The sequence below is a fragment of the Amycolatopsis coloradensis genome (assembly GCF_037997115.1).
Lineage (GTDB): Bacteria > Actinomycetota > Actinomycetes > Mycobacteriales > Pseudonocardiaceae > Amycolatopsis > Amycolatopsis coloradensis_A.
In genome coordinates this window covers 6521110-6545250 of record NZ_CP150484.1, presented here as the reverse complement: position 1 = coordinate 6545250, position 24141 = coordinate 6521110, and the positions used below count along the sequence as shown (strand labels likewise).

Sequence of the window (24141 nt, the reverse complement as noted above, 5' to 3'; positions counted from 1 at the left end):
CTCGCAGTATCGGGGGTGAACCTCATGTCCCACCACGAGAACCACACGGCAGCGCCCCGATCTTGGTTCGATCGACTTCTCGAACGCTTCCACGAATGGCTCTTCGCGACCGGCGAGGACACGCGCGCGGCCGCTCGCGGCTGGCAGGTGACGCGGGTGCCGGACAGCAGGCGCCGCGTCTACCGCGATCCCCGCTGGGACACCGTTCACGCCTGCGCGCCGTGCGGAGGCACGGGGTGGTGGCCCTATGAGGACGCCGTTTGCCCGGACTGCGCCGGTGCCGGTGTCGTCCGCTCCATTCCCGCGGCGGCCGTGGCCGCCGAGCAAACCGCCGGACGGACAGGAGGAAGGTCATGAGCCGTTGGCAGGAACCCCAGGCGATCGCCGAACTGGCCAGGGAGATCACGGTGGTCAGGAGGCCGAACCCGGTCACCGTCCTTTATCACTGGCGATACGAGATCGGCGCGCTACTCGTCCTCCCGTACGCGCTGGTCTCGCTTTTCCGGGCGGTCGGCCCGATCTGGGGCGCGGTCGTGCTGTTCGGCGTCGCGAACTGGCTGTTCTACTGGCGCTCGGCGCGGCGATTCCTCCGCGACCGGCTCCGCTCGATCGTCGTGCAGCACCGGCTGCGGACCGGATTCGCCCGTGCCCGGGTGTGCACGCTCGACGGCAAGCTGCCGGTGATCCTGTGGACCAAACCGCGCGGCGACGAGGTCGAGGTCACCGTGTTCTGTCCGGCAGGGGTCGGCTACGAGCGCATCGAGCAGCGGCGGGCCTTACTGGCCGCGGCGTGCTTCGCCTCCGACGTCCACGTGTACCGCCATCACAAGCGCGCCAACGTCGTGCACCTTTCGGTCTGCACCGCACGCTTGCGCAAGGACGCGGAAGAGGACGAGGTCAAGCCCGGTCTGCCGCCCGCGCGACGATATGCCGGGCAGTCGGACGGTGCCGCCATTCCCCTGCCGGGGATCTTCGCAGGAATTCCGCGCGCAGCCCGGCGATGAACTCTTCGCCGCGCGCGTCCGCCAGCGGCCGCATCGGTCCTGACCGGGTGTGCGCGGTGAAGAACGTGTCCGCGTCGGGGTGGACCATCGGGAACGACAAAGGCTCGTCCCGTTCGAGCACGGCGCCCTCCAGCGCGGGTACGAGCCGTTCCTCCCAGGACCGGTCGCCGGCGGGGACACGTTCCCGGAGTACGTCGGACAGCACCGTGAACGGCCCGCCCGGTTCGGTGCTGTGCGGCCAGTAGACGACCGAAAGCACGCCGCCCGGGCGCAGCGCGGTTGCCCAGGACCGGAGTGCGGCGTCGGGCTCGGGGAGCTGCTGGAGGCCGAAGACCGAAACGACCGCGGCGGCCGAGGCCGGTTCGAGTTCCGAGGCGTCACCCTCGACGACGCGTACGAGTGGATCGCCCGCGCCCCGTCGCCTTGCCCTCGCGACCATGCCGGCGGACAGATCGATACCGGCGATCTCGCGGCCGGGCAGGTGCCCGCTGAGCACGTCGAGTTCCGGGAAGGTCCCGCAGCACGGGACGAAGACAGGGCCGTCGGGCAGTTCGGTGGGGAGGGCGCGCACCGCCGCGGAGACCCAAGGCGCGAACCGGGGGACGTAGTACGCCTCGTATCCGTCGGCGGCTTCGTCCCAGGCTCGGGCGAGGCGTTCGGCGTTCAGGACGCTGTCTCCAGTGCTTCGGCCTGCTCGGTCACCGGTGCGGTGACCACGCGCGCGGGGATGAGCAGCGACGCCAGCGCGAGCAGCCCGGTCAGCGCCATCGCGCGCTCCACCAGCCCGAGCGGGATCGCCCGCCACCAGGGCTCGCCGCCGTTCATCGAGATCACGATCGCTCCGAGGATCACACCGAACCAGGCCAAGGCCGCCACCGCGAGCACCCGCGTCACGGCGCGCCGCGCGCGGGAAGAGGGGAAGACGGCCTTCGCCGCGAACCACACGGCCAGCGGCAGGCAGACGAAGGCCACGACGCTCGCGATCCGGTGCACCGTCCCGCCGATGCTCGGCCCGATCGCCCAGTTGTTCTTGGGGAACACCACGATCACCACCAGGCTCACCGTCCAGAGAGCGCAGAAGACCGAGGCCGCGGACAGCACGGGAAGGTGCTTGCGGCGGATCAGCGCGCCGAAGCCGATCGCCGAGCCCAGCGCGACCAGCAGGACCGCGACGTCGAAGATCCACTTGTTCTCGCTGAGCGCGTATTCGCTGATGGTGCGGCGGACCGGGCTGATGTCGCTGGTGGCGGGGAGGATCTGCAGGAGCAGGATCAGCAGCGCTCCGCCGGCGACCGAGGCCACGGCGGCCAGCAGGGCCAGCGGGGACCTGGTGGTGACCTGGGGCGTCGTCATGGTTGAAAGGTAACCACCCAACCTGAAGGTTTTCTTAGGCCATCCTGTCGGAATCGACAGGAATCCCGGTGATCGTTCCGGCACGGTCGGTGAGATCGTTGGGCCGAAAGGGGTGCAGGCGACTTGTGGCGGGTCCCTTCGGCGGTGTCCCGGGTCTAGGGTCTCGCTACCGGTGACCTCACCCGGTCACCGGACTGTCCAAGGAGGTCAGTCTGTGGGGTATTCACCAAACCGGCGAAGAGCGGGATGGACGGCGGCAACCCTGGTGCTCGCCGGCACCTTCGTGGCACTTCCGTCGGCCACGACGGCGGTGGCCGCGGACAACGTGGTCCGGGCCAATCAGGCCGTGGCGCGTTCCTGTTTCGCCGCGCTCCAGAAGCCGGGCACGGCAGGTACCGACCGGCGCGAGTTCACGTCCACAGTGGACGGTCTGCTGCAGGCGCGGATCGCGCCTCGTGGCGGCGCCGAGGGCGACTGGGACCTCGCGGTCTTCGACAAGGACACCGGCGCCGTGGTCGCCGCGTCCGCCGCGTTGCGCAGCCACGAACTCGCCGAAGGCTTCGTGAAGAAGGACCAGAAGCTGGTCGTGCAGACCTGCCGGTACGACGGCAAGACGCGCGACGCGCTGCTCGGGGTCGACTTCCTGGCCCTCACGCCGCAGGGGACACCGACCAGTGCCGCGCACGCGCCGCAGCGCGCCGAGCTGGTCCGCGTCGAAACCCCGGCCAAGCAGGACAAGGACAAGTTGCTCCGGCTGGGCCTCGACGTCACCGAAAAGGCCGACGCCGGCGGCGTCGAGGTCGTCCTCGCCAACGACGCCGACCGCAAGACGCTGGCGGACAACGGCTTCAAGTCGAAGGTGGTCGAGGCCGACCTTTCGGCCAAGTCGATCCAGAACGCCAAGACCGACCGTGAGTACGCCGCGAAGACGCCGGGCTCCACCCTGCCGTCCGGGCGTACGAGCTACCGGCACCTCTACGACTACCAGTTCGAGGTCAAGGAACTGGCCCGCAAGAACCCCAAGCTCGTCACGGCGTTCACGCTGCCGCAGCCGACCTGGGAAGGCCGTGACGTCATCGGCCTCGAGGTCGCGAGCGACGTCAAGAACATCGCGGACGGCAAACCCGTCAACTTCACCATGGGCGTGCACCACGCCCGGGAGTGGCCGGCGGGCGAGCACGCCATGGAATGGGCCCACGAGCTGGTCAAGGGCTACACCGGCGGCAACGCCGAGATCCGCGGCCTGGTCGGCCGGACGCGCAACATCATCGTGCCGATCGTCAACCCCGACGGCTTCGAAATCTCCCGTGAGGCCGAGCCCAAGGGTGACTTCTCGCGGTTCGACTACGAGATGAAGCGCAAGAACTGCAACGTCAACGACTCGCCCAAGGAATTCGCGACCGGTGTCTGCAAGGCCAACCCCGCCGGCCGCGAACGCGGAACCGACCCGAACCGCAACTACGCGGGTTTCTGGGGCGGCGCCGGCGCGTCGACCCTGTGGCGCAGTGACACGTTCCGTGGTTCCGGCCCGTTCTCCGAGCCCGAGACGCAGAACATCCGCTCGATCGTGTCCAACCGCCAGGTGACCAACCTGATCACGCTGCACACCTACTCCAACCTGGTGCTGCGTGTCCCGGGCGTCGCCGCCGTCCGCCCGCCGCTCGACGAGCCGGCGTACAAGGCGCTCGGCGACAAGATGGCCTCGCGCAACGGGTACACCAGCCAGCCGTCGTGGGCGCTCTACGACACGACCGGCTCGACCGAGGACTGGTCGTACTGGGCCACCGGTGGCTGGGGCTTCACCTTCGAGGTCGGCCCGAACGAGTTCCACCCGCCGTTCGCCGACGGTGTCGTGGCCGAGTACACCGGTGTCGCCCCCGCGGCGGGCGCGGGCAAGGGCGGCAACCGGGCCGCGTTCATCGACATGCTGGCCAACACCGCCGACCCGGCGGCCCATTCGACGCTGATCGGTACGGCGCCGAAGGGTTACCAGCTGAAGCTGCACAAGACGTTCCAGACGCCGACCTCGCCGGTGGTGCAGCCGGACGGCTCGACGAAGCCGCCGATCTACGTCACCGACGACCTGAACTCGTCGCTGTCCTCCACCGGCGGCCGGTTCGCGTGGTCGATCAACCCGTCGACCCGGCCCTATGTCGCCGGCCGCTACGGCCGCGAGCCGCAGGGTCCGGCGCAGCCCGCGATCCAGGCCGTCAACCCGGCCGGGGTCCCGGCGATCAACACGAACTACCCGGCCGACCCGGCTTCGGAGAGCTTCACGTTCCACGTCGACGGACTCCCCAAGGTCGACAACGGGAAGTTCAGCGTCGACGTCAAGTGGGCCAGCCAGGACACGGACTGGGACCTGTACGTCTTCGACTCCGCGGGCAACATGGTGTCGTCGTCGGCGAACGGTTCGACCACGGAAGAGCACGCGATCCTGTACGACCCGCCCGCCGGGGACTACACGGCAGTGCTGGTCAACTACTCGCAGGCGAATCCGTCCACTGTGGACGACTGGACCGGCGGAGTGTCGTTCCAGTCGCCGATCCCGCCGACCTACGGCCCCAAGGAGGCGTACCAGCTGACCTGTACGTCGCCGAAGGGCAAGCTCGTCGGGCTGACGGACGTCTACATCGACCGAGGCCAGACGGTCGACGTCGGTGAAGTCTGCACCCGCTCCGCGCGCGCCAAGAAGGAGCGCTCGGTCCGGTAGTTCTTTTTGCGCGTGAAGGCCCCCTTTCCTCGGCTGAGCCGNAGGTCGAGTTTCCTCGGCTGAGCCGAGGGAAGGGGGCCTTCACGCGCTTCGCCCCGAAATGCGGGCTGCCGCGGCTCAGACGGTGCCGACCACCCGGTCCCGCACCACCCGCATCGTCGCCGAGTCCACAGTGGACGGCTCCGCCGCCAGCCACCCGCCGATCTCGTGCAGGAACTGTTCCGGCGTCATGGGTGGCGCGGGGGAGGGATCATCGAGGTCCGTGGTGATCTCACCGGTCCGGCTCGGGTACACGATCATCGCCCCGCGCAACGCGACCCCCGGCAGGATCCGCCGGTATTCATCGAGGCTTTCGGTCAGCCTGCTCCCACCGCCGCGGAAGGCGCGGCCGTTGCGCAGCAGACGGTCGTCGTCATCGGTTTCGTAGTGCCCCGGCAGCCACAGCTTCGATTCGATGAGCACCAGCCGCTTTCCGCACAACACGGCGTGGTCGACGTCGGCGAACACCGAATCCGGCCACGAGAGGCCGTGGAAGATCCGGGCGCCGGGCAGCCGGGTCAGGTAGCGCTCGAGCAGGTCGGCGGTGAGCCGTTCGGCGAGTTCGTCGGTCTCGACGCCGGGGGTGCCGAACACGCGTTTCCCGCCGAATTCGGCGGCGAACCGGGTCTTGGCGCGGGACGCCGCCAGGTAGCCGCGTGCGAGCCGTTGTACGAGCAGCGCGGTCCCGGCGGTCAGGATCAGCCAGACGATCAGCGTGGGGGCCGAGAATCCGACGCCGGTCAGCACCGGCAGCAGCACCAGCACCATCCCGCCGACCGCCGCCACCACCGGGGTGTGCCCGGGCCCGCGCCGCCGCCCGTGCCGCACGCGCGCGTCCTGCGCGGCGAATTCCCACCATTCGAGGTCGTCCGGATCGATCACGACCGGTTCGGGCTCGTAGCCCGGTTCTTCGCCGAAGCGACGCCGCGGGCGCGGCCGGATCGGGGCGCGCACCGAGCGGCCGCCCGCGTCGTAGCCGGCGCGCCGCATCGGATCGCTGAGCGTGTCGTAGGCCTCGCGGACCAGCTGGAAGGTGAGCGCGGACCCGCCGGTGTCCGGGTGATGCGATTTCGCCAGCCGCCGGTACGCGGTCTTGATCTCGTTGACCGAGGCGGCCTTGCCCACGCCGAGCACCTCGTAGTAGTCGACATCGGGCACGGGCGGTTCACCTCCAAAGGGCCGGGCCGCAACACTATTCGGCCGCCGCCGGGCGCCCGCAACCACCTCCGCGGCGCGTCGGGGTGACTCGCGGGCATACTGTTTCGCTTGTGGCGGAACGAGGTCAGCCTCCGCTGCGTCCTGGATATCGTGGAGATCGACAGCACGCGAGGGGGGACAGCGGTGGGAGAACCGGTCACGGGCACGGCGGCGGGGGTACCGTTCACCGTCCTGCCGCCATCGGCCGAGGTCAGCGGCCCCGCGCCGGTGGTCGTCGCCTGGCACATGATCGACGCGCCCCGCACCGACGCCGCGTTCGCGGCCGCGCTGCCGCTGGCCGGGGTGCCCGCGTGGCGGGTGTATCTCGGAATGCCGTTGTGCGGCGCGAGAATGGTCGACGGCAGCATGGACGCGGTGGTCGAACGGGCCGTCCGTGACGCGGTGCTCGCCTACGCCGACCCGTTCGTCCGGCAGGCGGCGCTGGAATTCCCCGCCGCACTGGCTGAACTGCGGGAACGCTTCGGTTTCGACACCTCGCGGATGGCCGTCGTCGGCGGTTCCCTCGGTGGTGCCGTGGCGCTCACGATCCTGGCCACCAGGGAGATCCCGGTGCGGGCCGCCGCGCTGGTCAACCCCGCCGTCCGGGCGCGGTCGCTGGTCGGCGTGGTGGAAACCATGCTGGAACAGCCCTATACGTGGACGGACGAAGCGAACCAGGCGGCGGATCAGCTCGACTTCGTCGCACGATCGGGTGAAATCTCGGCCAGGGAACCGCAGGTTCCCCTGCTGGTCGTCAGCGGCGAAGAGGATTTCCCCGCGTTCCGCGCGGACGCCGACGAACTCGTCGACGCGGTGCGTGCCCGGTATGCGGTGTCGGAAGACGTCCGGTTACGTCGCCTCCCCGGTCTCGCCCACCCGCTCGCCGAAGACCCGGGCATCGATCCCGCGCCGCAGCTGCCGATCGCGAAGCTCGCCGACGAAGCGGTCACCGAGTGGCTGGAGCGCCACCTGCGCTGACCCGCGTCAGCAGCCTGGCGGCGGGGCCGATCGGGACGCCCGAATTCCAGGCGCAGCTCGTCGGTCTGGGGATCACGAACGCGACGCCGGTCGAAGCCCGCCGGCTCGCCGGGAGGAAGACGTACGGGCCTCGACCGTGATCGTCGAAACGCCGCACCGCCGGGAACTCTTGCGGAGACGCTCGAGGTTCTGCTCGATCGCGCTCTTGGCGGTGCCGAGCAGGTCGCTGTTGTACCTGATCGGGCTCCCGGCGACGACGCCAGGCGGACGGGGGTCTTCGGTGCGGCCGGTGTCCGGCCCGCCCGTCGGTCCCGCCGCAGGCCGCCGCGAACCCGAGTGCGGCGATCGCCATCGCCGCGCTGAACAGCCGTTTCATGGACCCCACCGTTCCTGGGGAAGACGTCCTTCCGGACAAGGACGCGGACCGACGGCCCCCTGATACGTCCCGGTTTGGTGGACCGGAGCACGACAACTTTGCGGACCGGCCTTCCGACACGCCCGAAATTATGTTAAGAAACTTTACTAACTAACAGGGAGGCGCGTTTTGAGTTCATCCCCGCGGCCGGGGCTCGAGCGGAAGATCGGGCCGCTCCAGGCGACCGCCATCAACATGACCCAGATGTGCGGCATCGGCCCGTTCGTCACCATTCCCGCGATGGTGGTGACACTCGGCGGCCCGCAGGCCATGTTCGGCTGGCTCATCGGCGCGGTCATCGCGTTGGCCGACGGCCTGATCTGGGCCGAACTCGGCGCCGCCCTCCCCGGCGCCGGCGGCACCTACGTCTATCTGCGCGAGGCGTTCGGCTCCCGTACCGGCAGGCTCATGCCGTTCCTGTTCGCCTGGAGCGCGGTGCTGTTCATCCCGCTGATCATGTCCACCGGCATCATCGGGCTCGTCCAGTACCTCGGGTACCTGGTCCCCGGGGTCGCCGACGACGGCGGGACGACGGCGCTCGGCAAGGTCATCGGCCTCGGCGTGATCGTGCTGATCGTGCTGGCGTTGTTCCGCAAGATCGGCGAGATCGGGAAGCTGACCACCGTCCTGTTCGGGATCATGCTGTTCGCCGCCCTTTCGGTGATCGTCGCTGCCTTCACCCATTTCGACGGCGCGCAAGCGTTCGCCTTCACACCTGGCGCGTTCTCGTTCGACGGCGGCGCGTTCTGGGCCGGGCTCGGCGCCGGCCTGATCATCGCCATCTACGACTACCTCGGCTACAACACCAGCGCCTACCTCGGCGGCGAGGTTCGTGACCCAGGCCGGACGCTGCCACGGTCGATCATCCTCTCGATCCTCGGCATCATGAGCCTCTACTTCCTGCTGCAGCTCGGAGTGCTCGGCTCGATCCCGCTGGAGGAACTGAAGAACGCCACTTCGGTCGCCTCCACCGTGCTGGAACAGGCGTGGGGCACGGGCGCGGCCAAGGTCATCACCGTGTTCATCGTGATCGCCGCGATCGGTTCGGTGTTCGCCGGCCTGCTCGGCGGTTCGCGGGTCCCGTTCGAAGCGGCACGCGACAAGGTGTTCCTGCCGGTGTTCGCCAGGCTGCACCCGAAGCTGAACCTGCCGACCGCCGGCGTGCTGACGATGGGGGTCATCGCCGCGATCGGCTCGCTCTTCACGCTGACCGCGGTGATCAACGCCGCGGTGACGGTGCTGGTCCTCATCCAGTCGCTCGCGCAGGTCGCGGCGATCGTCGTGCTGCGGCGACGGCGGCCGGAACTGGAGCGGCCGTACCGGCAAGGGCTTTATCCGATCCCGACGATCATCGCGCTGCTCGGCTGGATCTACATCTACTTCTCCGCCACGTGGCTTTCGATCGGGCTTTCGGTGGGGTGGATCGCGCTCGGCGTGGCGGCGTTCCTGGCCTATGCCAAGGCGGAGCGCGTGTGGCCGTTCGGGCCCAAGGGAATTCAGGAAGCGTTCGCGGGGGCGGCAGAGGGGAACGGAAAGTGACGGGGGAAGACCTGATCCTGGGGATCGACTTCGGCGGCACGAAGGTCGCGATCGGGCTGGCCGACCGGTCCGGGAGCCTCCTGGTCACCCGGAGGCTGGACACCGACGCGCAGGCGGGCGCCGGACAGGTGGTGAGCCGCGCGCTCGCCGCCGCGCGGAAACTGCTCGCCGACGAAGGCGCCGCGGACCGGCTCGTCGCGATCGGTGTGGTCAGCCCTGGCATCGTGCTGGAGGACCGCGTCCTGCTCGCGCCGAACGTGCCGGGCTGGGAGGAACTGCGGCTGCGCGACCTCGTCGCCGCCGAGTTCGAGGGCGTGCCGATCGAGGTGGGCACCGACGCCAAGGCGGCGGCGCTCGCGGAATGGCGATGGGGGGCGCTGGCGGACACCGATCCGGCGGTGTTCCTCTCGCTGGGGACCGGGATCGCCGCGGCGGTCCTGGTCGGTGGCCGGCTGGTGGCCGGCGCCAACGGCGCTGCGGGAGAGATCGGGTACAACCTTCTCTCGCCGCAGGACACCGACGGGTTCGCCAGTGGAGCGGCGCCGCTGGAGGAAGCCGTCGGTGGGCGTGGGCTGGGCGGCCGGGCGAGTGCGCTGCTCGGCCGCCCGGTGACCGCGGGTGAGCTGTTCGGCCTCGCCAGGGAGAACGCGCAGGCCAAGGAACTGGTCGGCGCGGCGCTCGACGAACTGTCGATGCACGTCGCGAACCTCGCCATCGCGCTCGATCCGCAGCGCATCGCCGTCGGCGGGGGACTGGTGCGCTCGGCCGACATCCTGCTGCCCGCGCTGCGCGAGCGGCTCACCCAAGCCGCGCCGTTCCCGCCGGAACTGGTGTCGGCGAAATTCGACCAGGACGCGTCCCTGCTGGGCGCGATCGCAATCGCGCTGGACGCCTAGCGATCACCGACCGAAGCCGCCGGGCGCCCGCTAGATCCGATCTAGCGAAAGTCCGGCGGCTTTCTCGCGCCCAAGGGGTGAAGCGAGAGGAGGTCGGTCATGGACACCAGTCCACTGCGGGTCGCGGTGATCATCGGAAGCACCCGCGAGGGGCGGGTTGGGGACGCCGTCGGCAAGTGGTTCACCGGCCGGGCGGAAAACCGGGAAGACCTCGTCACCGAAGTGCTCGACCTGGTCGACTTCGACCTGCCCGCGGGACTGCCGGAGCATCCGACGTCGGACATGAAGCGGTTCGCGAGGCTGGTCGACGAGGCCGAGGCGTTCGTCGTCGTCACCCCCGAGTACAACCGCAGCTTCCCGGCGTCGCTCAAGCAGGCGATCGACTGCGCCTACGACGAGTGGCGCGCGAAGCCGGTCGGTTTCGTCTCCTACGGCTACCGCTCGCAAGGGCTCTACGCCGTGGAGCAGTTGCGCACTATCTTCACCGAACTGCACACGGTGACCATGCGCGACACCGTGGCCTTCAACCTCCTCGACGGCACCTTCGCCCGCGACGGCACCCCCTTCGACAGCGACGGGCAGGGACAGGCCGTGACCACCCTGCTCGACGAGCTCGCCTGGTGGGGCCTCGCCCTGCGCGAAGCACGCGCCGCTCGCCCCTACGTCTGCTGAATGCTTCTGAAAGGAAACGAAAATGAGTGAACTGGCCATCGAAGCCTCGGGGCTGGTCAAGGTGTTCGGGGAGAACCGGGCGGTCGACGGGATCGACCTGAAGGTCCCTGCCGGCACCGTGTACGGCGTCCTCGGGCCGAACGGCGCCGGCAAGACCACCGCCGTGAAGATGCTCGCGACCCTGCTCCGCCCCAACGGTGGAGAAGCGCGCGTCTTCGGCAAGGACGTCGTCCGCGAGGCCGACGCGGTCCGGTCCATGGTGAGCCTGACCGGGCAGTACGCCTCGGTCGACGAAGACCTGACCGGCACCGAGAACCTGGTGCTGATCGGCAGGCTGACCGGGCACCGCAAACCGGCCGCTCGCGCACGGGCGGAGGAGCTGCTGGCGGCGTTCGGCCTGACCGAGGCCGCGGGCAGGCAGGTGAAGAACTACTCCGGCGGGATGCGGCGGCGGATCGACATCGCCGCGAGCATCCTCAACACCCCGGACGTGCTCTTCCTCGACGAGCCGACGACCGGGCTCGATCCCCGCAGCCGCAACCAGGTCTGGGACATCGTGCGCGCGATCGTGCGGCACGGCACCACTGTCCTGCTGACCACGCAGTACCTCGACGAGGCCGACCAGCTGGCCTCGCGGATCGCGGTCATCGACCACGGCAAGGTGATCGCCGAAGGCACCAAGGGGCAGCTGAAGGCGTCGGTCGGCGCGGGCGCGATCCACGTCCGCCTTCGGGAGGCCGACCAGCGTGCCGAGGCTGAAGCGCTGCTCGTCCGCAACCTGGAGGCACAGGTGCTGCTGGAGCCGGACCCGGTCGCGCTCACCGCGCGGCTCACGGGCGAAAGCACCGAACAGGGTGCCGCCGAGCACGCCGCGCGCGCACTGTCCGAGCTCGCGCGCGCCGGCATCGTCGTCGACACCTTCTCCCTCGGCCAGCCGAGCCTCGACGAGGTCTTCCTGGCCCTGACCGACCGCACCGCCACGCCTGAGGAGAGTGCAGCTTGAGCACCACGGCAGTCAAAGACAACGAACCCGTTCTCGCGGCACCGAAGGCGGAGGATCTCGCCGCCGTCCTGATCGCGAAGAACCGTCCTCAGCGCCCCAGCGCGCTGTCGACTTCGGTCACCTTCGGGTGGCGCGCGATGCTGAAGATCAAGCACGTGCCCGAGCAGCTGTTCGACGTCACGGCGTTCCCGATCATGATGACGCTGATGTTCACCTACCTGTTCGGCGGCGCGCTGTCCGGCTCGCCGACGCAGTACCTGCAGTTCGTGCTGCCGGGCATCATGGCGAGCAGCATCCTCATGATCACCATGTACACCGGAATTTCGGTCAACACCGACATCGAGAAGGGCGTCTTCGACCGGTTCCGCACGCTGCCCATCTGGCGGCCGTCGGCGATGGTCGGCTATCTGCTCGGCGACATGCTGCGGTACCTCATCGCGTCGCTGGTGATCCTCGGCGTCGGGCTGATCATGGGCTTCCGCCCCGCCGGCGGATTCGGTGGCGTGGCCGCCGCGATCCTCCTGCTGCTGGCGTTCTCGTTCGCGTTCTCGTGGATCTGGACGATGTTCGGCCTGCTGCTGCGCAGCGAGAAGTCGGTGATGGGGGTCAGCATGATGGTGCTGTTCCCCCTGACCTTCCTCAGCAACATCTACGTCAACCCGGAGACGATGCCGGGCTGGCTGCAGGCTTTCGTCGACGTCAACCCGGTGACCCACGTGGTCGCGGCGGTCCGCTCGATGATGGACGGCAACTGGGACGGCGGCGAGATCACCTGGGTGCTGATCGCCGGCGCGGTCATCCTCGCGATCTTCGGCACCTTGACGATGCGGCTCTACAACCGCAAGTGAGCCTCAACCTCGTGAGTGGCCAGGACGGTTCTAACCGNTCCGGTACACCGTGCGCTCGGGGCGGGCACCGTCGCGACCGCTCTCGGCGGCCTCGATGAAGCCTAGGACGGTTCTAACCGTCCTGGCCACTCACGAGTCGGTGGGTTCACAGCCGCCAGGGGACCTTGTCCTCGGGTGCGTAACGGCACGAGGAACCGGTGGTGACCGCCGCGCGCAGGTGCGCGGCCAGCGCCGGATGCTGCTCGTCGAGTTTGCGCAGGGTGTCCCGGATCCGCGCGGTCACCGTCTTGCGGGCGCGTTCCGCCTCGTCCCCGAGCCGCCGGGTGCGGCCGCCGAGCCCGGCCGCGGACCGCAGTTCGGCGAGCAGCGCGTCCCGTTCACGGTCCAGCGCCGCAGCGCGTGCGTCCTGGCCCATCCCGGCCGCGGTGTCGATCAGTTCGTCCAGCTCGTCGAGCCTCGCGCGGTACCGGGCCTTCGCCTCGTCGTCGAGGACGGCGTCTCCGCCGAGGCTCTTCGCGGCGACGACCACCTCACCACCCTCGGGATCGAGCAGCCGGACGGCGGCGACCTCCGAACCCGGCCTGCCGAGCAGGAAATGCAGGTCCCGCAAGCCTTTCGAGTCCGGGAGGTGGGCGGTGACGCCGTCGAAGTGCAAGGTCCACACGACGTCGTCGCGACGGAACTCCGCCCTCGGCGCGGCCGGAGCCCGCGTCTCCTCACGTGCTCTCGTCATCCTGGCCACGACCGGCCGCATGCCGAACGCGGTGGCTTCTTCGGTCACCTCGGACAGGAGGGCCGCCGCGGCCGCCGCGTCGCCTTCGAGGTTGCGGCCGAGCAGCGCCTTCGCCAGCCAGGACTTGGCTTCGGTCGCCCAGACCGCGGCCCGGAGCCGATCCGCGGAGAGCACGGCACCGCGCAGCCGGTTCACCGCGTCGTTCCAGCGTTCCTGCGCCAGGTCGAGCCTGCCGAGCCAGAGGTCGACGGGGCCGGAGATCTCGCAGCCGTACAGGGAAACCAGCCACTCCCCGCTGTAGGGCACGAGCAGCGCGCGGGCCGCTTCACAGCGTTCGGGATCGCCCGAGACCGCCGCCGTATGCGCCTGGCAGCGCAACCACAAGGCCGCCAGGTCGCGAGGATACGGCTTCGCGTCGGCCGCGAGATCGGTGAGCCGTACGGCCTCCCCGGCGTCCTCGCGCTGGGCCGCGGTGATCGCCTCCAGTATCCGGCCGTAGGAGTACCCGCTGCGCGAGATCTCGCGGTGCAGGCCGGTGAGCTCGTCGAACCGCCCCTCCAGACACCACCGGACCCACAGCTGCAGCTGGTTCAGATCGGCGAAATGAGGATGCTCGTCCCCCTCGTGGCACGAGATCACCTGCTGGATGTACGCCTCGGCCTCGGCGAACCGGCCCTGAAGGGTGGCGATGATGCTCTGGTCGATCCGGGAAGCCAGCTGCGAACTCGGGGCCCTGCCGGTGGCCGCCAAGGCGAGAAACTCCTGATACTGCCCGAAATACCGGGGATCGCCCTGTTCGAGCTGCGCCACCCACTTGAAGGACGCCGCGTAGTGCTCCAATTCCGGATTCGCCGTGCGGCGGCCGACGGCGACCAGTTCGTCGGTGAGCCGTTCCCGTTCCGCGGCGCTGCCCGGCCCCCAGATCGAGTCGTGCCGGGCCCACAAACCGAACAACAGCGCGGAATCGTCGTGGTCGTCGCGGGCGGTCATCATGATGTGCGCGGAGAGTTCCTGTGTCATCTCCTCGACCGTGAGCTCCTGTCCGGGCTCGCGGCCGCACAGCCGCGCGTGTGCTTCGGTGAGCACCTCGACCGTCTCGTCGACCCGGAGGCTCTTGTGGTCGGCGCGGACCAGGGTCAGCGCCAACCGGGCGAGAAGATCGTCGTCGTCGAGTTCACGGATGAGCACCGAGACCTCGTCGAGGACCTGTCTGCCCTCGTCCGTCTCGTGGTGACGGGTCAGATGCGCGCCCAGCTCGAGGGCGATGACCGCCTTCCGCCGCCGGTCCTCGGCGATCTCCATCGCCCGCCGGTAGTGCGTGGTCGTCTCTTCGATCGCCATGCGGCCGGTGGCGTCGACCGCGGCGGCCAGCAACAGGTCGATCGCCTCGTCCGGATCGACTTCCCGGCCGGCGAGCAGCGCGTGGCGGGCCAGGTCCGCGGCGAAGAGGCTGTCCCGTGACGCCGGCGTCTCGCCGACCGCCGCGACGACAGCGGCGTGCTGCTTCCGGCGGTCCGGCTCGGACAGGCTCGCGTACAACGTTTCGCGGACGAGGTCGTGGGCGAAGGCGAAGCGCCCTTGGCCTTGCACCACCACCAGCCGTGCCGCGACGGCCTGGTCGAGCAGCCGGTCCACCTGGGGCACGGGCGCCGACGCCACGCCCGCGAGCAGCCGGCGGTGGAACTCCCTGCCGAGTACCGACGCGGTGGTCAGCAGATCGAGGACCGGCTGGGGGAGCAGGGAAAGCCGTCGCTGCAGGGCGTCGGCCACGCCGGGCGCGATGGTCTCGGCGGAACCGCCGCTGTGCCAGAGCCGCGCCGTCTGCTCGACGAAGAACGGGTTGCCGCCGGTGCGGCGATGGACCTCGGCGACCAGCGCGTCGTCGGGTGCCGCGCCCGCCGTCCTGGTCATGAGCGCACCGACCTCGTCCGGTTCGAGGCCGGTGAGAGTGACCGAAGTGGCCTTCGTGAGGAGCGGCATCATGAGCGAGCGAAGCGGGTGATCGGTCGCCTCGACCTCGACGTCCCGGTACGTGCCGATCAACAGCAGACGCTCGAACCAGGTGTGCTGCGCGGCGAACTCGAGCAACCGCAGCGACGCGGCGTCGGCCCAGTGCAGATCGTCGAGCACCACCACGATCGGCTGGTCCTGGGAGGCGGCCACCAGCACGCTCGTCACCGCGTCGTACAGCCGGAACCCGTCGGCCGCGCCGTCGCCGCGCGCCTCACCGAGCAGGACGTCCAATTCGCTGTCGGCCATCGCGGCCCAGCGGCCCTGCCCGACCGCGCGCCGCAACCCGCGGACCACCTGCGTCCACGGCCAATAGCCCGGTGCGCTCGCCGAGTCCCAGCAGGACCCGTTGAGCACCAGGGCGCCGAGGCGCTTCGCCTCTTCGGCGGCGCCGGTGACGAGCGTGGTCTTGCCGATCCCGGCCTCGCCGGTGACCAGCACCAGCCCGCCGTGGCTTTCGGCGGCGCGGGCGATCTCCGCGCGGAGCACCCCCGCGGGATGGTCGCGTCCGATGAGCGCGGCTGACATGTCCGAATCCTCCCAGTAAGGTCCGACAATCTCACGACGCGCGCCCGATGTCAGGCGTTACCCGCGGTCCGTCGTGACCGACGGTGACGGACGTCTCCCGGTCGCAGGGAACCCCTCGGGCGGGAAAACCGACTTTCTGGACGTGACTAATCGAGTGGGACGGCGGGTGAACAGCCGTCGAAATTCCTGTCCTGCCGGGCGAAGGCGGCCTGTTGTGCCAGGTCAGGTGGTCAGCGGCTGGAGTAGGGTGCGGGGTATGGGGAGCATTCGCTCGCGCGTGCTGGCTTGGATCGGCCGTCGCTATCTCGCGCGTCAGCAGAAGAACGGTTTCGACCTGTCCAAGATGTCGATCATCCCGGACAACGCGCTGCTGCCGCTCAAGCGCGACGGTCTCGACCCGGTGGCCGAGCTGGGCCGGATCCGCGCGACGGAGCCGATCAGCAAGCTCGACCTGCCGTTCGGAATGAACGGCTGGCTGGTCACCGGCTACGACGAGGCCAAGGCCGTACTCGGCAAGGTGGGCGAGTTCAGCAACGACTTCACGAACCTGGTCGGGAACGCGGGCGTGACCGAGGACCAGAACCCCGGCGGGCTCGGGTTCGCCGATCCGCCGGTGCACACCCGGCTGCGGCGGCTGCTCACACCGGAGTTCACCATGCGGCGGCTGTCGCGGCTGGCGCCGCGGATCGACGAGATCGTCGCCGACCAGCTCGACGCGATGGCGAAGGCCGACGGTCCCGTCGACCTGTGGGAGGCCTTCGCGCTGCCGATCCCGTCGCTGACGATCTGCGAACTGCTGGGCGTCCCGTACGAGGACCGCGACGACTTCCAGCGGCTGAGCACCGCCCGGTTCGACCTCTTCGGTGGCGCGGGCGCGTCACTCGGAGCGATGACCGAGTCACTGTCCTATCTGGACGAGATCGTCAAGAAGCAGCGCGAGAACCCGGGCGACGGCCTGCTCGGCATGCTCATCAAGGAGCACGGCGACGAGATCGACGACCGCGAACTGGCCGGCCTCGCCGACGGCGTGCTCACCGGCGGGCTGGAAACCACGGCGAGCATGATCGCGCTCGGCGCGCTCGTGCTGCTCAAGGACCGCTCGCTGTTCGAAACCGTCCGCGGCGACGATGAGGCCGTCCACAGGTTCGTCGAGGAGCTGCTGCGGTACCTGACCGTCGTGCAGATGGCCTTCCCGCGGTTCGCCAAGGAGGACATGGAGGTCGCCGGCGTCCGGATCGCGAAGGGCGACATCGTGCTGGTCTCGCTCAGCGTCGCGAACCGTGACGGCGACCTCGGCGAGGACATGGAGAAGTTCGACGCGACCCGCGAGCCGACCTCGCACCTCGCCTTCGGCTGGGGCATCCACCGGTGCATCGGTGCCGAACTGGCCAGGATGGAACTGCGCACCGCGTATCCCGCGCTGGTACGCCGGTTCCCGGAGATGCGGCTGGCGATCGAACCGGACTCGGTCGGCTTCCGGAAGGTCTCGATCGTCTACGGCGTCGACGCGTTGCCCGTGCTGCTGGACTGATCCTCAGGCGACTCCTCTCGGGCGGAACTGGATGCTGATCCTCGGCCCGACCGGTTTGGCGGTCTTGGGGACGGCGTGTTCCCAGGTCCGCTGGCAGCTGCCGCCCATGACGATCAGGTCGCCGTGGCCGAGGGCGTGCCGGACGGTCGCACCCCCGCCGCGCGGCCGCAGGGCCAGCTGGCGGGCGGCGCCGACCGAGACGATCGCCACCATGGTGTCCTCGGTGCGGGACCGGCCGGTGTCGTCGCCGTGCCAGGCCACGCTGTCGCGCCCGTCCCGGTAGAAGCACAGGCCCGACGTCACGAACGGCTCGCCGAGCTCTTCCGCGTAGTGCGCGGAGAGCGTCTCCCTCGCCTCCGTGAGGATCGGGTGGGGGAGCTGCATGCCCTCGCGGTAATGGCTCAGCAGCCTGGGGACGGCGACGACGCGGTCGTACATCTGCCGCCTTTCGGCGTGCCATGGCACGTCTTCGGCGAGCCGGGTGAACAGCTCGTCCGCGCCGGAGAGCCAGCCCGGGAGCACGTCTATCCAGGCGCCACGGGTCAGCTCGGTGCGCCGGAGCCCGTCGAGCGAGCCCAGCCCGAGCGCGGCGCACTCGTCGAACAGCGAGGCTTGAAGCGTGGGGGTCATGGCAACCGAAACTACCCCGGTTCCGGCCGTTTGTCGAACGGATGTTCGAGTGGCACGATGGCTCGCATGATCCACACAGCGAAGTCCGCCGATGGGACGCCGATCGCGTTCGAACGACGTGGCGCGGGGCCGGTCGTGGTCGTCGTCGCGGGTGCGGGCAATGACCGGCACGGTGACGAACCGCTGGTCGCGGAGCTGGCGGCCGAGTTCTCCGTGGTGACCTACGACCGGCGGGGGCGGGGCGACAGCGGGGACACCGCGCCGTACGCGGTCGAGCGCGAGATCGAGGATTTGGCCGCGGTCGTCACCGCGCTCGGCGAGCCGGCGATCGTGCACGGCATCTCCTCCGGCGGCGCGCTGGCCCTCCTCGCCGCCGCGGCCGGTGTGCCGATGGCGCGGCTGTCGGTTTTCGAGCCGCCCTATCGCGGCGAAACGGAAGAAGTCCCCGAGGGGTACGCCGACGAGATGCGCGAGCTGGTCGCGGCGGACCGGTGGGACGACGCCGTCGCCCTGTTCATGATGTCCGCGGTCGGCTCCCCGGTGGAGGCCGTGGCCGAAGCCAAGGCGTCGCCGATGTGGCCCGAACTGCGGTCGTTCGTGCCCACGCTCGTTTACGACGCCTTCGTGATGAAGGATTCGAAGGTGCCTGGTGAGCTGGCGTCGATCGCGACACCTGTTCTGGTGGTGAACAGCAACGGCAGCACGGACTGGCTGAAGGCCGCCGCTCTCGTCACCGCGAAGGTGGTCCCGGGGGCGCGGCAGGTCGGGCTGGACGGCGAGTTCCACAGTGTCCCGCCGGAACGGCTCGCGCCGGAACTCAGCGCGTTCTACCGGGATCCTCGGTAAGACGCAGGTACGCCGCACCGCGCGGGGAGATCCGGTGGCCGACTTCGAGGCTGAGCGTGAGGCCGAGGTTCTTGAGCTTGCGGATTTCGACCTTCAACGGATCCTTCTCGCGGCCGAGGAGGTCGGCGAGCTCCTGGGCCCGGCGTCCGGGATTGTCGTGTATGAGGCGCAAGGTCTCGTGCGTCCAGGAGCGCTGTTTGTCCATTTTGGACAGTCGATGGCGGATCTCCTCGAAGTCCTTTTCGGACAGTTCGGCGTCCGCGCTGAGCGCGCGCCGGGGATCGGGGCCGAGGTAGCGCAGGCCGATGCGGTACACCGGCGCGTCCGCGAGGCCGCGCAGGGTGCCCCGCACCGCGATCGCCGATTCGGCGCCGGATCGGCGGGCGTCGGCGTCGGCGATGGTGGCGGGGTCGACGATCTCGACCGAGACGACCTCGATCACCCCGGCCTCGAGGCGCAGGATGTCGCCCGGGTGGACGTTCTGTTTCGACCAGCGCCGGAAGGCCAGGTCGATCGTCCCGGCCGCCAGTCCTTCGAGGACCGTCAAGGAGAGGATCACCGTCGTTACCCAATCAGCGGGACGCCGGGGCGTCAACGTCTTGTCCGATGACGGCCCGTACTCGTACAGTCGCAGCCTGGTCCTGGTCTGGACCATCACCGCCGCCCTGAGTGTGCAGGAGGCAGGATGCGGAGACGACTTCGGACCGCCGGGGTGGCCGCGGCGGCCGTGCTCGGCCTGATCGCGTCGGCGATGCCGGCGAACGCCCAGGTCGGCACCGGGCCGTGGACAGCGGAGAACCCGTCGTTCAACGTCCAGGAACGCGGCTGCGGCACCGTCGACGGGCTGAACTTCGAACTGACCTGCTCCACCGGAAGCGGGGATCAGCGGGCGGAACGGCGCTACGCGACCTACACCGGCGGGACCCGGCAGTTCGAGGGATCGTTCCGGATCACCAGCATGGCGGGCACCCGGATCAGCCTGAAGCAGACCTTCCGCGACGCGCCGACCGCCGGGCCGTACTTCATGCTCGCGGTCGAACGCGGCGGGCGGCTCTACGCCGTCCACGGCGGGGACACGCTGGGGAGCGGGGCGACCGTCGGGACGTCCGTGCGGGTCAACACCGTGCATCAGGTCGGGAGCACGCACAAGGTGTACATCAACGGTTCGCTGAAGCAGACCGTGAGCAGCAGCGGCGGGAGCTACTACGACAAGTTCGGCGCCTATCGGACGGCGAGTGGCGCCGGACCGGTCAAGGTGACCTGGAGCGGGATCAAGTTCTGGCGGAAGTAACCCCGAAGTCCGTGAAGGCCTCCTTCACTACCTTCAGGGTAGGTAAGGAGGCCTTCACGGCAAGGGCCCGCGGCGCCACGCGTCGAGGTCCGTCCACGCCTGGAGCGTCTGCCTGCTCTCGAACCGGCGGCGTTCCCCGGAGACCGGATCGGTGAACTCGAGGACCTTCGCCAGCAGTTGCAGGGGTTCGGTGAAGTCGTCGAGCGGGGTTTCGGTCAGCTCCGGGTAGAAGTCGTCGCCGAGGATCGGCAACCCGAGACCGCTCATGTGCAGCCTGAGCTGGTGGGTGCGGCCGGTCGCGGGGATCAGGCGATACCGGCCGAGGCCGTCGCGGTGCTCGATGAGCTCGACGCGCGTTTCCGCGTTGGGCGGCCCGTCGACCTCCTGCGCGGCGATGACCCCGCGTTCCTTGACGATGCGGCTGCTGATCTCGCGCGGCAGCACGACATCAGGGTCGTAGGGGGCGATCGCCTCGTATTCCTTGTGCACCAGGCGATCCCGGAACATCGTCTGGTACTTGCCGCGGACTTCGGGGGTGATCACGAACAGGATGAGCCCCGCGGTGACCCGGTCGAGCCGGTGGGCGGGGCTGAGCTGGGGAAGGCCGAGTTCAAGGCGCAGGCGGACCAGCGCGGTCTGCAGGATGTGCCGCCCGCGCGGGATCGTCGCGAGGAAATGCGGCTTGTCGGCGATCAGGAAATGCTCGTCGCGGTGCACGACGGAGACCTCGAACGGCACCTCGATCTCGTCGGGCAGGTCGCGATGGAACCAGATGAACGAGTCCGGCACGAACGGGGAATCGACGCCCAGCGGCCCGTCGAGCCCGACGATGCGCTCCTCCCGGAGCATCTCCTCGATCCGCTCGGGTGCGACCCGGGGGAGCCGCTCGACGAGGTGCTCCCGCAACGTCGTCCAGGGGCCCTCGGCGGGCATCTTGAGCCTCGCGGGATCGAGCCCGTGACGGGGCGGGAGCGGCGGGCGGAGCTTGCGTCTCATCACCGCGCACTCTAGCCGCGGCGGCTCGTCCGTCCTGGTCGCGGGCGGCTTCCTGGGGTGCCGGCTGTGCGCATGTGTCGCGAAAGCCACTTTCGCGACACTGGGCCGGTGCCGGGGCGGGCGCCCGCCGAAGGTATCAGGAGATCAGGCCTGATTCCGGTACCGCGCGAGGTACCGCTCGGTCACCTCGGCTTCCGCGACCGCGATGGCCTCCGCGCGCGTCCGGCGCCCGATGCCGGGTGGGAAGCCGTTCTTGGCCAGCCGGTGCTCGATGCTCTCCTCCATGTAGGCCATCGAGTAGAAGTACGCGACGAGCGCGGCCATCAGCACGATCGCCAGCCGCAGCGTGAGCGGGCCGGGCAGGAGCAGCCATACGGCGCAGAGCGGGGCGATCATCACCGTGCTGCGGGCGACGTGCCGCCAGCGCCAGCTTCCCGTGGTCGCGTCGTGGAGGATCCAGGCGTGGTAGCGCTCGGGCAGCCTGCCGCCGAGTGAGTACCACAGCCAGCGGAACACGTCCGGGCGCTTGCGGGGCATCGGGCGACTCCTTCCGTCGATGCTGTCACAGTACACTAATGATTAGCACGCTAAACGTTAGCGTCGTGGCTAGGATCGGCGGCATGAACTCGGAGGGGCCGGAGATGAAGTCGATCGATCTGGGCGAGGATCCGCTCGCGCTGGAGCGTCAGGTGTGTTTCGCGCTGTCGGTCGCTTCGCGCAGCGTCATCGCCATCTACCGTCCGCTGCTGGAACCCCATGGGCTCACCCATCCGCAGTACCTGGTCATGCTGGCGCTGTGGGAGCGAGGCCCGCAGGCCGTCAAGGACCTGAGTGTCGCTCTGCGTGCCGAGCCCGCGACGCTGTCACCGCTGCTCAAGCGCCTGGAGACGATCGGGTACGTCACGCGCAGGCGCAGCTCCGAGGACGAGCGGCTGCTGACGGTCGAGCTGACGGAATCCGGTCGCGCGTTGCGCGCGGAGGCGGAAAAGATCCCGTATCGCGTGGTGGAGAAGCTCGGTATGGAGGTCTCCGAGCTGGAGGCGCTGCACACGGCACTGACCCGCGTCATCGAAGCCACGGCTTGAGCGAACCGAAACCGTGGTGTGACGAAATGAGGGTGTGAAGCCGCTCCGGGGTGGGTAATTCCCGTCACGCCAACTCACAGTGACAGGAAGATGAGGGACCGTGACCACCTCGACCCCCGCGCCCACGGAAGCAGGTCTGGAGCTCAAGACCAGGCTGAACGCCTACCTGGAGGACGTGGCCGCGGCATTGGGGATACGGAGGGACGCGTGCACGGTCGACCTCGCCGGTCCGGTCACCGCCAGGATGAGGCTGAATTGGCGCCTTCCCGGCTTCCCCGAGCGCGACGTCGACCTGATGTGGCACGAGGAGCACGGCTGGTCGGCCGCCGTGGTGACGCATTCGGACGACGATCACCACGTCGTCGTCGCCTACCTCGGTGGCCGGACGGTGGCGTCGCAGCCGCGGCTGGTCGCCAGGTTCGCCGAAACCCTCCGCACCGGCGACCACCAGGACTGCTGGCCCGGCGCGCCGACGTTGCGCACCGCCGGCGGGCCGTCCGCGCTCGCCAAGGAACTTTCCGCCTGGGCCTGATCATCCCGGCGGGGCGATCGGCGGCGGCGAGCGCGGACCCGCGGTCACGCCACAACGCGACGACGAGCCCGGTCAGCCCGCCGTCCTGGGCGACGATCGCCGTCAACGAAGGCATCGGCGCCCGGCCTGGTGTCGCCCAGGCGAGCTTGCTGCTCGCCGAAACACTGGTCGCCCGGGGCGATCTCGTTCGCGCGCAAGGGATCGCGCGCGACGCGCTCGACGAGTTCCGGCGACTGGCCATACCGGGACCGCTCGCGCGGGCGGGAACGCGAGATCGTCGCCCTGCTCGCCGACGCGCTGAGCAACCGCCGGATCGCCGAGAAGCTGGTGCTTTCCGAACGCACGGTGGAAGGCCACGTCCGGAGCATCCTGGCGAACCGGACCGAGGTCGTCGCGTGGGCGAGCAGGGAAGGCCTCAGGGACTGACGGTCAGCTTGCCGAGGATGCGCGCGACGACGGCGTCGAGGTTGTCTTCGAGGAAGAAGTGACCGCCCTCGAACACCTCCATCTCGAACGAGCCGGTGGTGTGCTCGCGCCAGTTTTCGACGTCCGGCAGCTGCAGGACCGGGTCCGCGTTCCCGGCGAGCGCCACGACCGGGCAGCTCACGTCGGGGCCGGGCCGGTAGCGATAGGTCTCGACGGCCTTGTAGTCACCGCGCAGCGCGGGCAACGCGAGCGCGCGGATGTCCGGGTCGGCGAAGATCGTGGGGTCCGTGCCGCCGAGACGGCTGACCTCGTCGAGGAAGGTGTCGTCGTCGGCGAGGTGATGCGACTTCTCCTTCTGCACGTCCGGACCACGGCGGGCCGAGACGAACAGCGCGGCCGGGACGATGCCTCGCGCTTCGAGCCGCCGGGCGACCTCGAAGCCGACGATCGCGCCCATGCTGTGGCCGAAGAGGGCGAAGGGTTTCGGGAGCGCGGCGGCGACGTCCACCAGGTGCTCGGCCAGGACGTGGACATCGTCGATGACCGGCTCGCCCATCCGGTCCTGCCGCCCCGGGTATTGGGCGGTGTGCACCTCGATCGTGGGCGAGAGGGCCGCCGAAAACGCGCGGTACGCGCTCGCCGATCCACCCGCGTGCGGGAAGGCGAGGAGCCGCATCCCGGCCGACGGCGCCCGATGGAAGCATCGCGTCCAGCTGCTCGGAGCCTGTCCTGCCATCGAAATCCCCCAATCCGTGCGGGAACGGCCCGCACGACACTGGAATGTACGGGGGATTCGCGGAATGAGTCCATGCTTGTGCGGGGTTGTTCACGCTGGGAACACTGGACACCGGGCCGCGGCCTGGCCCGCGGAAGGAG

At 69.6% G+C, this 24141-nt stretch carries 24 protein-coding genes; 15 read left to right on the top strand and 9 right to left on the bottom strand.

Annotated features, from left to right (window positions below; all coding sequences use genetic code 11):
- The first annotated feature begins 24 nt into the window (after window positions 1-24).
- On the top strand, window positions 25-357 hold the full coding sequence (locus tag LCL61_RS30670; RefSeq protein ID WP_340682990.1) for a hypothetical protein: 333 nt from the start codon (window positions 25-27) through the stop codon (window positions 355-357).
- A complete protein-coding gene (locus LCL61_RS30665; RefSeq protein WP_340682989.1) occupies window positions 354-1004 on the top strand; it encodes a hypothetical protein in 651 nt (216 codons plus the stop codon). The genes LCL61_RS30670 and LCL61_RS30665 overlap by 4 nt, the downstream gene beginning before the upstream one ends.
- Here LCL61_RS30665 and LCL61_RS30660 read toward each other — a convergent pair.
- Together LCL61_RS30660 and LCL61_RS30655 are read right to left on the bottom strand one after the other, a co-directional pair.
- Window positions 898-1575 carry a class I SAM-dependent methyltransferase gene (locus tag LCL61_RS30660; RefSeq protein WP_340682988.1) on the bottom strand — a complete coding sequence of 226 codons (678 nt, stop codon included), beginning with the start codon at window positions 1573-1575 and terminating at the stop codon, window positions 898-900. The two genes, LCL61_RS30665 and LCL61_RS30660, sit on opposite strands and share 107 nt — an antisense overlap.
- A 92-nt stretch (window positions 1576-1667) precedes the next feature.
- Window positions 1668-2357 (bottom strand): DUF998 domain-containing protein, encoded by a 690-nt coding sequence (locus LCL61_RS30655; RefSeq protein WP_340682987.1) that lies wholly within the window; start codon window positions 2355-2357, stop codon window positions 1668-1670.
- A 214-nt stretch (window positions 2358-2571) separates the two neighbouring features.
- On the opposite strand from LCL61_RS30655, the gene LCL61_RS30650 reads away from it, so the two are divergent.
- Window positions 2572-5070: a M14 family zinc carboxypeptidase gene (locus LCL61_RS30650; RefSeq protein WP_340682986.1), complete on the top strand. Its 2499-nt coding sequence runs from the start codon at window positions 2572-2574 to the stop codon at window positions 5068-5070.
- Window positions 5071-5187: 117 nt separating this feature from the next.
- Here the strand turns inward: LCL61_RS30650 and LCL61_RS30645 are convergent, their stop codons facing one another.
- Window positions 5188-6267 carry a J domain-containing protein gene (locus LCL61_RS30645; RefSeq protein WP_340682985.1) on the bottom strand — a complete coding sequence of 360 codons (1080 nt, stop codon included), beginning with the start codon at window positions 6265-6267 and terminating at the stop codon, window positions 5188-5190.
- Window positions 6268-6450: 183 nt separating this feature from the next.
- Between LCL61_RS30645 and LCL61_RS30640 the strand changes: the two genes are divergently transcribed.
- From LCL61_RS30640 to LCL61_RS30615, 6 genes are all read left to right on the top strand, one after another.
- Window positions 6451-7284, top strand: a complete 834-nt coding sequence (locus LCL61_RS30640; RefSeq protein WP_340682984.1) for an alpha/beta hydrolase family protein — start codon at window positions 6451-6453, stop codon at window positions 7282-7284.
- Window positions 7285-7828: 544 nt separating this feature from the next.
- The gene (locus tag LCL61_RS30635) at window positions 7829-9238 is read left to right on the top strand and encodes an APC family permease (protein WP_340682983.1); all 1410 of its coding nucleotides are present in this window, start codon (window positions 7829-7831) and stop codon (window positions 9236-9238) included.
- On the top strand, window positions 9235-10134 hold the full coding sequence (locus LCL61_RS30630) for an ROK family protein (RefSeq protein ID WP_340682982.1): 900 nt from the start codon (window positions 9235-9237) through the stop codon (window positions 10132-10134). The genes LCL61_RS30635 and LCL61_RS30630 overlap by 4 nt, the downstream gene beginning before the upstream one ends.
- Window positions 10135-10233: 99 nt before the next feature.
- Window positions 10234-10806 (top strand): NAD(P)H-dependent oxidoreductase, encoded by a 573-nt coding sequence (locus LCL61_RS30625; protein WP_340682981.1) that lies wholly within the window; start codon window positions 10234-10236, stop codon window positions 10804-10806.
- Between the two features lie 22 nt (window positions 10807-10828).
- Window positions 10829-11809 carry an ATP-binding cassette domain-containing protein gene (locus tag LCL61_RS30620; RefSeq protein WP_340682980.1) on the top strand — a complete coding sequence of 327 codons (981 nt, stop codon included), beginning with the start codon at window positions 10829-10831 and terminating at the stop codon, window positions 11807-11809.
- Window positions 11806-12657 (top strand): ABC transporter permease, encoded by an 852-nt coding sequence (locus LCL61_RS30615; RefSeq protein ID WP_340682979.1) that lies wholly within the window; start codon window positions 11806-11808, stop codon window positions 12655-12657. The genes LCL61_RS30620 and LCL61_RS30615 overlap by 4 nt, the downstream gene beginning before the upstream one ends.
- A gap of 145 nt (window positions 12658-12802) precedes the next feature.
- Here the strand turns inward: LCL61_RS30615 and LCL61_RS30610 are convergent, their stop codons facing one another.
- Window positions 12803-15928 (bottom strand): ATP-binding protein, encoded by a 3126-nt coding sequence (locus LCL61_RS30610; RefSeq protein WP_340682978.1) that lies wholly within the window; start codon window positions 15926-15928, stop codon window positions 12803-12805.
- Between the two features lie 256 nt (window positions 15929-16184).
- On the opposite strand from LCL61_RS30610, the gene LCL61_RS30605 reads away from it, so the two are divergent.
- A complete protein-coding gene (locus LCL61_RS30605; protein WP_340682977.1) occupies window positions 16185-17459 on the top strand; it encodes a cytochrome P450 in 1275 nt (424 codons plus the stop codon).
- A 3-nt stretch (window positions 17460-17462) separates the two neighbouring features.
- Here the strand turns inward: LCL61_RS30605 and LCL61_RS30600 are convergent, their stop codons facing one another.
- The gene (locus LCL61_RS30600; protein ID WP_340682976.1) at window positions 17463-18089 is read right to left on the bottom strand and encodes an alpha-ketoglutarate-dependent dioxygenase AlkB; all 627 of its coding nucleotides are present in this window, start codon (window positions 18087-18089) and stop codon (window positions 17463-17465) included.
- Window positions 18090-18155: 66 nt separating this feature from the next.
- Between LCL61_RS30600 and LCL61_RS30595 the strand changes: the two genes are divergently transcribed.
- On the top strand, window positions 18156-18935 hold the full coding sequence (locus LCL61_RS30595; RefSeq protein ID WP_340682975.1) for an alpha/beta fold hydrolase: 780 nt from the start codon (window positions 18156-18158) through the stop codon (window positions 18933-18935).
- Here the strand turns inward: LCL61_RS30595 and LCL61_RS30590 are convergent.
- Window positions 18907-19590, bottom strand: coding sequence for a hypothetical protein (locus tag LCL61_RS30590; protein WP_340682974.1), 684 nt, complete (start codon window positions 19588-19590; stop codon window positions 18907-18909). The two genes, LCL61_RS30595 and LCL61_RS30590, sit on opposite strands and share 29 nt — an antisense overlap.
- A gap of 30 nt (window positions 19591-19620) precedes the next feature.
- Here LCL61_RS30590 and LCL61_RS30585 point away from each other — a divergent pair, with 30 nt between their 5' ends.
- On the top strand, window positions 19621-20226 hold the full coding sequence (locus tag LCL61_RS30585; RefSeq protein ID WP_340682973.1) for a hypothetical protein: 606 nt from the start codon (window positions 19621-19623) through the stop codon (window positions 20224-20226).
- 54 nt (window positions 20227-20280) lie between these two features.
- Here LCL61_RS30585 and LCL61_RS30580 read toward each other — a convergent pair whose 3' ends face one another.
- Together LCL61_RS30580 and LCL61_RS30575 are read right to left on the bottom strand one after the other, a co-directional pair.
- A complete protein-coding gene (locus LCL61_RS30580) occupies window positions 20281-21222 on the bottom strand; it encodes an RluA family pseudouridine synthase (protein ID WP_340682972.1) in 942 nt (313 codons plus the stop codon).
- Window positions 21223-21366: 144 nt separating this feature from the next.
- A complete protein-coding gene (locus tag LCL61_RS30575) occupies window positions 21367-21759 on the bottom strand; it encodes a DUF5313 domain-containing protein (protein WP_340682971.1) in 393 nt (130 codons plus the stop codon).
- Between the two features lie 104 nt (window positions 21760-21863).
- On the opposite strand from LCL61_RS30575, the gene LCL61_RS30570 reads away from it, so the two are divergent.
- The 3 genes from LCL61_RS30570 (at window position 21864) to LCL61_RS30560 (ending at window position 23265) form a co-directional block, all read left to right on the top strand.
- Window positions 21864-22307 carry a MarR family transcriptional regulator gene (locus tag LCL61_RS30570; protein WP_340688716.1) on the top strand — a complete coding sequence of 148 codons (444 nt, stop codon included), beginning with the start codon at window positions 21864-21866 and terminating at the stop codon, window positions 22305-22307.
- Between the two features lie 100 nt (window positions 22308-22407).
- A complete protein-coding gene (locus LCL61_RS30565; RefSeq protein ID WP_340682970.1) occupies window positions 22408-22839 on the top strand; it encodes a DUF6292 family protein in 432 nt (143 codons plus the stop codon).
- Window positions 22840-22968: 129 nt separating this feature from the next.
- Entirely contained in the window at window positions 22969-23265 is a 297-nt protein-coding gene (locus tag LCL61_RS30560) for a response regulator transcription factor (RefSeq protein ID WP_340682969.1), read from the top strand.
- Here the strand turns inward: LCL61_RS30560 and LCL61_RS30555 are convergent.
- Entirely contained in the window at window positions 23255-24001 is a 747-nt protein-coding gene (locus LCL61_RS30555; RefSeq protein ID WP_340682968.1) for a thioesterase II family protein, read from the bottom strand. The two genes, LCL61_RS30560 and LCL61_RS30555, sit on opposite strands and share 11 nt — an antisense overlap.
- Window positions 24002-24141: the final 140 nt, after the last annotated feature.

Coding starts and splice junctions, on each gene's coding strand:
- LCL61_RS30610 (WP_340682978.1), bottom strand. CDS start 15,928: ATGTCAGCCGCGCTCATCGGACGCGACCATCCCGCGGGGGTGCTCCGC.
- LCL61_RS30600 (WP_340682976.1), bottom strand. CDS start 18,089: ATGACCCCCACGCTTCAAGCCTCGCTGTTCGACGAGTGCGCCGCGCTC.
- LCL61_RS30655 (WP_340682987.1), bottom strand. CDS start 2,357: ATGACGACGCCCCAGGTCACCACCAGGTCCCCGCTGGCCCTGCTGGCC.
- LCL61_RS30590 (WP_340682974.1), bottom strand. CDS start 19,590: ATGGTCCAGACCAGGACCAGGCTGCGACTGTACGAGTACGGGCCGTCA.
- LCL61_RS30665 (WP_340682989.1), top strand. CDS start 354: ATGAGCCGTTGGCAGGAACCCCAGGCGATCGCCGAACTGGCCAGGGAG.
- LCL61_RS30580 (WP_340682972.1), bottom strand. CDS start 21,222: ATGAGACGCAAGCTCCGCCCGCCGCTCCCGCCCCGTCACGGGCTCGAT.
- LCL61_RS30575 (WP_340682971.1), bottom strand. CDS start 21,759: ATGCCCCGCAAGCGCCCGGACGTGTTCCGCTGGCTGTGGTACTCACTC.
- LCL61_RS30670 (WP_340682990.1), top strand. CDS start 25: ATGTCCCACCACGAGAACCACACGGCAGCGCCCCGATCTTGGTTCGAT.
- LCL61_RS30570 (WP_340688716.1), top strand. CDS start 21,864: ATGAAGTCGATCGATCTGGGCGAGGATCCGCTCGCGCTGGAGCGTCAG.
- LCL61_RS30625 (WP_340682981.1), top strand. CDS start 10,234: ATGGACACCAGTCCACTGCGGGTCGCGGTGATCATCGGAAGCACCCGC.
- LCL61_RS30595 (WP_340682975.1), top strand. CDS start 18,156: ATGATCCACACAGCGAAGTCCGCCGATGGGACGCCGATCGCGTTCGAA.
- LCL61_RS30585 (WP_340682973.1), top strand. CDS start 19,621: ATGCGGAGACGACTTCGGACCGCCGGGGTGGCCGCGGCGGCCGTGCTC.
- LCL61_RS30555 (WP_340682968.1), bottom strand. CDS start 24,001: ATGGCAGGACAGGCTCCGAGCAGCTGGACGCGATGCTTCCATCGGGCG.
- LCL61_RS30620 (WP_340682980.1), top strand. CDS start 10,829: ATGAGTGAACTGGCCATCGAAGCCTCGGGGCTGGTCAAGGTGTTCGGG.
- LCL61_RS30605 (WP_340682977.1), top strand. CDS start 16,185: ATGGGGAGCATTCGCTCGCGCGTGCTGGCTTGGATCGGCCGTCGCTAT.